This window comes from Okeania sp. SIO2F4 (assembly GCF_010672385.1).
GTDB lineage: Bacteria > Cyanobacteriota > Cyanobacteriia > Cyanobacteriales > Microcoleaceae > Trichodesmium.
On record NZ_JAAHGT010000106.1, the window covers coordinates 1 to 5,993 of the forward strand.

Below are 5,993 nucleotides of genomic sequence, written 5' to 3' on the forward strand. Positions count from 1 at the left end.
TGGAAAAAATTTATTTTTTTCCCCTTTATTGGGGAGGCTTTAAAGGGTGAATTATCTAATTATTTAATTGTTTAATTGTTTAATTGTTTCGGTAAAAGAATTAATCAAAATTATTTATTCCTTTTTTTTGATTAAAGAAATTTTCATTATTAGTAGGTCACAGTAGGAAAGTTCCATGGAGCTTTCCTACAAGGGTTGTAGTTTTGATTGTGTGGTTTACCCATCTGAAAAGCTATATAAATTGATGATATAAATTTACAAAGGAAAAAATTATGGAAGTATTACAAGTAGCTCAGTTAGGGAATGAGATATTACGATATCAAGCTCAACCTATTCATAATGTTTGGGATGAAAATTTACAGCAATTAATTGATAATTTAATAGCCACAATAATTGAAACAAATGGTGTGGGAATTGCTGCTCCCCAAGTTTCAATTAGCGATCGCTTATTTATTGTTGCATCTAGACCCAATCTCAGATATCCCAACGCTCCAAAAATGGAGCCAACAGCTATGATTAACCCTAGATTAATATCTCATTCAGAAGATAGAGTTAAGGGGTGGGAAGGTTGTTTAAGTGTGCCAGGAATTAGAGGTTTAGTACCAAGATATAGAGTAATAAACGTAGAATATACTAATCGAGAAGGAAAACTAGAAAGACAAGAGTTAACAGATTTTGTTGCTAGAATTTTTCAGCATGAATACGATCATCTAGAAGGTCTAGTATTTTTAGATCGTGTGGAAAGTACCACAGATTTAATGACAGAAGATGAATATCAGAAACAAATTATTCAATCAAGGAATTAGGAGGTAGGAATTAAGGGTAGATTTGCGGAGTGTTCAGCAAAATATTTATCAACGAAAAGAAGGAATACACTGTAAATAACTAATTTATAATAAGAATGACAAAATTTATATAGCAATCAGGAATCATAGATGATAATTTGACTATTCCTTAAAAGTCTAGTAGATAGCGCTTTTTATTTTGATAAGATACAGTTTTTTCTTTGTTCCCTATTGCCTGTTCTCTGTTCCTTAAAAATCTATAATTTCTCACAATTAAAATAAGATTGTTATCTATATCATAATCATAGTTGAAAATGTAGAAATATTTCTTGAAAATGGTGTAATTTATTGAGTATTTACTGAAAAAATCGCAATATTTTAGTCTCAAGATGAGCGAGAACTTTTAAAATTTTGACTAAATGAGAGACTGTTTGTTAAAGAAGTAAATATTAAACTCTGGGGTAGTGGCGTGTCAAGCCTGAAATTTTGCTTTAGGAAAATGGTATGATGCCAATTTTTCAAAGCTTTTAGTAAAAAATCTATCATACTACTTTAAGCTTGACGCGCCAATAGTAGACCGACACGCCTTAAATGTTGGTTTAGGAAAAGTCTCCAAACCTTCCTAGAGCAAAAATTACACTGACTATTCTAATGCACTATTTTAGCTGTGTCGGTCCAGTAGTAGACTGTTTCATCTATATTTATCCCAATAGATGCAGGTTGGGTTGAGGGACTGAAACCCAACAACAATCTTTCTCCCGTACGAACGCTATTATGCAATGTCCCTACCCTACTCCCCTACTCTCCTACTTCCTCATGGACTATTTTAACTGAAATGGTCCAATAGGGAGGGTTAGGCGAGAATACATATTCTGACTCAGCAAACTCTTAACTGTACCCCGTAACCCACCGAACATACCGATTATTACAGCAGTTTTCCTGCATGGTAGACCACGGTAGGGGCGAATTACCAGCAAACCCTTACAGGGTTTTGGTTGTGACGATGTGGTTGAGCAATCTGAAAAGCGCTATAAGCACTCTAGCTATCTTAATCTTTGCTTGTACATTTACCCTCTGAAACTTGAGGTTTTTCATACTAGCAAAAACAAGACAATTTTGGCAGATAAAACAGTCCAGTAATAGGGTTGAACTAACAATAAAACCTCTGTTCCCGATCCTAGATACTATTTAAGTTTTAATCTCATTACTAAACAGTAAAAATTGGTTTAAATCAGACTTTTGTCATAATTAGACATCTTCATTAAAATTTAGTTGTAATCATTTTCCGTAATCTATACTTGTGCTGGTTGTAGTTAAAAATAGTAAATAAATCGAGGAAATATTTATGAGCATTAATCTCAACAAAGGTGAAAGAGTTAGTCTGTCTAAAGAAGCGCCTGGAATGAAAAAAGCTGCAGCAGGTTTAGGATGGGATGTAAATGTCTCAGATACAGGTTCAGATTTTGACCTTGATGTTTCTGTTTTTATGTTAGGAGCAAGTGGCAAAATTCCTCAAGATAAATATTTTGTTTTTTATAATAATCTTAAATCTGCTGATGGTTCGGTAGAATCTATGGGAGATAGTCGTACAGGAAAAGGAGATGGAGATGATGAGACTATCACTGTAGATTTATCAATGGTTGATTCGACAATTGAAGAAATTATTTTTGTTGTCACTATATATGAAGCAGAGAAAAGAAGGCAAAACTTTGGGCAAGTGAGAAATTCTTACATCAGAATTTATGATGGGGAAACTCAAGAAGAGATAACTAAGTATGAACTAGAAGAAGATTTTTCTAGGGAAACAGCTATAGAGTTTGGGAAATTGTATAAAAAAAATGATGAATGGAAATTTCAAGCAGTGGGAGAAGGTTATAATTCTGGCTTAGAAAGTTTTGTACAAAAATATACCTAATTAATTGATTTATAGCGTTTCTTAAGTTACTGAGGTACGATTGTTTTTCTTCTTTTCTATTCCCACCGCTCCCGAATTACTATGACCTAAAACAAACAAATTTTGTACCTCACTTAGAGATGGGAATTGCTATAGTGAATTATTAATGGGTAAAAAATAATTCTGATAAAATAGAAATAGGTTGAGTTTAGAAAATAGCTTCAAGTATATGTTTGAAAATCTACTCATGAATTTGATAGGTTAAGTAAATAGATATTGCCTCAACTCAAAATTTACTTGATTTGCTATTTGCTAAACTTTACCTCCATGAATTATTCGGACCAGAAAATAAGATATCGAACTTCCTCTTTAAAGCAAGACTGTTTCAAAGTATCGTAAGTGAAGGATTTAGGGAGAACGGGAGATGAGGAGATGAGGGGAATAGGGAAATTTACCAAAATTTGCTGATTTTTCAGCAAAGAAAAATATAAATTATCATCTTGAAAGATGCTGTAAATTATTTATTCAGAGAGGGAAAATAAATGTCTGTTAAACTCAGCAAAGGTCACAGAATTAATCTTTCTAAGGATGCACCAGGCTTAACAAAAGTTGCTATTGGTTTGGGATGGGATGTTAATCCTACTGATACAGGTACAGAATTTGATTTAGATGCCTCTGTTTTTATGTTAGAAGATAATGGAAAAATTCCAGAGGATGAATACTTTGTTTTCTACAATAATTTAAAATCTCCAGATGGTTCTGTAAAGCATTGGGGAGATAACAGAACTGGAGAAGGGGAAGGGGATGATGAAACAATAGAAGTAGATTTAACTAATGTTAATTCTAGTATTCAAGAACTACTTTTTGTTGTAACTATCCATGAAGCAGAAAAAAGAAGGCAAAACTTTGGGCAAGTTAAAAATTCTTTCATTAGAGTTTATGATTTGGAGAGTCAAGAAGAAATAACTAAGTATGAATTAGAAGAAGATTTTTCCAGAGAAACTGCAATAGAATTTGGTCGTCTCTATAAGAAAAATGGTGAGTGGAGATTTCAAGCAGTAGGAACAGGATATAATGCTGGGTTACAAACTTTTGTAGAAAAATACGTTTACTAATAACTAAAAGAGTATTTTGGCTAGAGCGATCGCTAAAACAAAAAACTTGAAAAATAAAATATAAAAATACTTGGCAGTGATTAATAAATAATCATAGCTAGTAGGGAAAAGAGAAGAGGAAATAGTCCCGATAATCTTCAGATTTTAGAACTACCAAATACTTTATTAGTAAGCATTTCCTGCGGAATGCTGCGAAACAGGCGTCAGTTATCACCTTAAAGAATTAATTTAAAAAAAAATCAAAGTTTTTGGCTGATGAAATATTTTTGGATGGGAGATAAGTAGGCTATAACAACTGGATTTGCTACTATTACCTTTAAACTCGGAATAGAAATTCCTGGCATTGAATTTAGTAGAAGTTCAACTAATGCACACTATCATTAACTTTTATTCCTGTTGACGGTATTAGATTAGTCATAAGCTGACATTCAATAATTAATTATTAATCGTTAATTATTAATTAATAATTATCTCTTCTGATAAAGAAGAGGATTGACTCAAAGGATTTTTTTCTTCTCTTGGTCGATTGGATATGGCGTTTAGCTAAACGACGGCTTTTTCTTCTATTAGGAGAGGCTTTATACCTGAATTTTTCGGTAAGATATCTGAATACTTACCTTTGTTGTTACTATGAAAGACTAAAAATCATGGTTATTAAACTGGAAAAAACTGGAGATTTTCATAAAATAGACTTGAGCAAAGATGAGAGAGCTAATCCTGTTCAAGTTCATGTTAATCTTAACTGGGAAGCAGTTAAAAATAGTCAAGGTGGTTTGATAGAAAAAATCTTTGGCAGTAATAGTATGCCAGATTTAGATTTAGGTTGTATGTATGAAATGATGAATGGAGAAAAGGGAGTTATTCAACCTTTAGGAAAAAACTTTGGCTCCAGAAAAACTTCACCTTACATTTATTTAGATAAAGATGACCGAACAGGTATAGCAAATGATGGTGAAAATATGTATATTTTCAGACCAGATTTAATTAAAAGGGTACTATTCTTTGCTTTTATATATGAAGGTGCTAGAGATTTTCAATCTGTATATGGAAGAATCTTCTTTAAGATAAGTAATGGTGAAGAAATTTATCTAGAATTGAATAATCCTGATAGTAATCGCAGTTTTTGTGTGGCAGCATTTGTGAAAAATATTAACTCTCAAATTATGATTGTTAAAGAGGAAAAATATTTTCAAGGCCATAGACAGGCAGACGAATTTTATCAATATGGATTTAATTGGCAAACAGGTAAAAAGTAATTTTGTCAATTAATTTGGTTGCAAGCATTTAGCTGTCAGTTAGCCTCCTGCGGAGGAACTACGTTAACAGCTATTAGTTACTAGTATAATAATAAGTCAAGTTAGAAGAATTAAAAGTATTGAAATAGATAAAGGAGATTAGATAAACTGAGATATCTACCAAAGTACCTCTACAAATTGTCTAGACTGAATTACCCAACAACTGACTTAATTTTTATTGCTAACTGCTGATAATAGTTGAATGCTTATATTGAGTTGAGGCTGAAAATAAAAATTAGTAACTGAGAGATTGACAGATGCTGAAAATTATTTCTACAGAATTTTGGTTTACTATTTAAACAAAAATTGAGTGACTCAATTTAACCGATCGGAAGTAATAGTTTGACCCTGCCACTACAAACCGAATTTTATTTAGTAGGGTAATACTAAATGATAGGAAGGCTGGAAAAAGAATGTTACAAATAGTATAGGTAAGGAAGAAGCAAAACCACAGTTGGCAGAATAAACAAAGAAAAAAGCATTAAAATTATAGATTTTTGTCGCTTAATTCAGATCAAGAAGTTTATACAAAAAGGAAGTAGTTATAATCAACGTCTCCTACCTATCTGTACCAAAAATTTATCACGCTTGGTATGATTCCTTCTTGGCTTTTGTTAAAATTTTTTAGAGTTTATACAGGGTAATAAATATATGACTATTAACCTCAAAAAAGGGCAAAAAATTGTACTTGATAAAAGTGAATACGATCTATCAAGACTGACAATGGGACTAGGATGGGATGTAGCAAAATCTGCAAGTGGTTTAGCTGGTTTATTTGGTAATAGATCGGATTTTGACCTTGATGGTTATGCAATTTTATTAGGAGAGAATGACAAACTCAAAAATTACAAAGAAGATGTAATTTATTATGGTCATTTAGAATCTAAGGATAAGACAGTAATTC

General features: G+C 32.1%; 5 protein-coding genes. All 5 read left to right on the forward strand.

All coding sequences use genetic code 11. From position 1 onward, the window contains the following. The first annotated feature begins 272 nt into the window (after positions 1–272). The gene (def, locus tag F6K22_RS09495; RefSeq protein WP_375340145.1) at positions 273–806 is read left to right on the forward strand and encodes a peptide deformylase; all 534 of its coding nucleotides are present in this window, start codon (positions 273–275) and stop codon (positions 804–806) included. A gap of 1,324 nt (positions 807–2,130) precedes the next feature. Beyond that, complete coding sequence (locus tag F6K22_RS09500; protein ID WP_293096332.1) at positions 2,131–2,700, forward strand: TerD family protein; 570 nt, start codon at positions 2,131–2,133, stop codon at positions 2,698–2,700. A gap of 521 nt (positions 2,701–3,221) precedes the next feature. Further along, positions 3,222–3,794, forward strand: coding sequence for a TerD family protein (locus tag F6K22_RS09505; RefSeq protein WP_293096335.1), 573 nt, complete (start codon positions 3,222–3,224; stop codon positions 3,792–3,794). A 647-nt stretch (positions 3,795–4,441) separates the two neighbouring features. Beyond that, positions 4,442–5,050, forward strand: coding sequence for a hypothetical protein (locus F6K22_RS09510; RefSeq protein ID WP_293096338.1), 609 nt, complete (start codon positions 4,442–4,444; stop codon positions 5,048–5,050). Positions 5,051–5,740: 690 nt separating this feature from the next. Further along, positions 5,741–5,993, forward strand: a 253-nt coding sequence (locus F6K22_RS09515) for a TerD family protein (protein WP_293096341.1), incomplete at its 3' end; no start/stop codon positions are given.